We start from the raw sequence: 1323 nt of genomic DNA, 5'->3' as shown, positions 1-1323 counted from the left end.
CTGAGCTTCCCCCGATAGCCCGAGGCGGTTGTTACCTGGATGCGGTCGGTGCCGCCGGGATGGTAGCTGGCTGGGTCTGAGCGGCGTGCCAAGCGGCTTCGTACTCGTCGGGGCTGAGCCAGCCGAGTTCCTTCTGGATGCGTTCGGTGTTGTAGAACCCGTCGATATAGCGGAACAGTTCGTTCTCGGCCTCGTCGCGGGTGCGCCAGGCGTGGCGGTAGACCAGCTCGATCTTCAACGTGGAGAAGAAGTTCTCCATCAGGGCGTTGTCGTACGAGTCGCCGACCGACCCCATCGAAGGCAGGATCCCGTTGTCCGCCAACCGTTCCGCGAATCGGAAGGCTGTGTAGGTCGACCCGCGGTCGCTGTGGTGGATCAACTGCCCGTCGCGCACGTCGCGCGACCAGATCGCGTACTCCAGAGCACCCAGGACCAGGTCGGTGTCACAGCGGTCGCTGGTCTTCCAGCCCACGATCCGGTTGGAGAACGCGTCGCGCACCGCGGCCAACCAGAAGGCGCCCTCGCCGGTGCGGATGCGGGTCGCGTCGGCCACCCACAACCGGTCCGGCGCCGGCGCGGTGAAGTCCCGGTTCACCCGATCGGGCGCCGGTGCGGCCTGCAGATCCTGCCTGGTCGACGGCGTCCGCCAGTGTTTGCGCAGGAACGCGCCCTGCAGGCCGGCCTGGCGCATCAGCCGTTCGACCCGCTTGCGCGACACGCGGATACCCCGACGCCGCAGGACCTGGTGCACCCGCGGGCTGCCATAGGTGCCGCCCGAGGCGGCGTGGATGTCGGTGATCTCGTCGGTGATCGCCCGGTCGTCGCGTTCGCGATCCGACGGGGCGGCCTGTCGGGCCACCCAACCGCGATAGGTGGACGAGGCGACACCGAGAACCCGGAGGACGAACTCGACCCCGAAGCGGCCGCGAAGCTGCTCGACGAGCTTCACGACCGTCGCCGGGTCGGGTCGAGTTCCGCCGCGAAAAACGCGGACGCGGTCTTGAGGATCTCGTTGGCTCGCTTGAGTTCCGCGTTCTCTTTGCGGAGCCGGCGCAGCTCCTCCGACTCGGTCGCGGTGGGCCGGTCGTCCCGCTCGCCGCGGTCGGCCTCGTCCTGCCGGATCCAGTTCCGCAACGCCTCGTGATGCACGCCCAGCTGCTCGGCCAGGCGCCGGATCACCGGCTTGGGGTCCGACTCCCGGTACAACCGGACAGCGCGGGCCCTCAACTCGTCGGGGTACTTCTTCGGTGGTGCCACGGACGACTCCCTTCAGGCCCTATCGGACCATGCCTGGAAAGCCACCGGGCTACCGGGGGAAGCTCA

At 68.5% G+C, this 1323-nt stretch carries 2 protein-coding genes; both read right to left on the bottom strand.

The genetic code is table 11. The features are described from left to right. Nucleotides 1-31: 31 nt before the first annotated feature. Nucleotides 32-949, bottom strand: coding sequence for an IS3 family transposase (locus tag ADK67_RS08870; RefSeq protein ID WP_053715921.1), 918 nt, complete (start codon nt 947-949; stop codon nt 32-34). After that, complete coding sequence (locus ADK67_RS08865; protein WP_053715920.1) at nt 946-1257, bottom strand: transposase; 312 nt, start codon at nt 1255-1257, stop codon at nt 946-948. The genes ADK67_RS08870 and ADK67_RS08865 overlap by 4 nt, the downstream gene beginning before the upstream one ends. Nucleotides 1258-1323: the final 66 nt, after the last annotated feature.

Source organism: Saccharothrix sp. NRRL B-16348, from assembly GCF_001280085.1.
In the GTDB taxonomy this organism is placed as follows: Bacteria; Actinomycetota; Actinomycetes; order Mycobacteriales; family Pseudonocardiaceae; genus Actinosynnema.
This window is presented reverse-complemented; position numbering and strand designations above follow the sequence as displayed.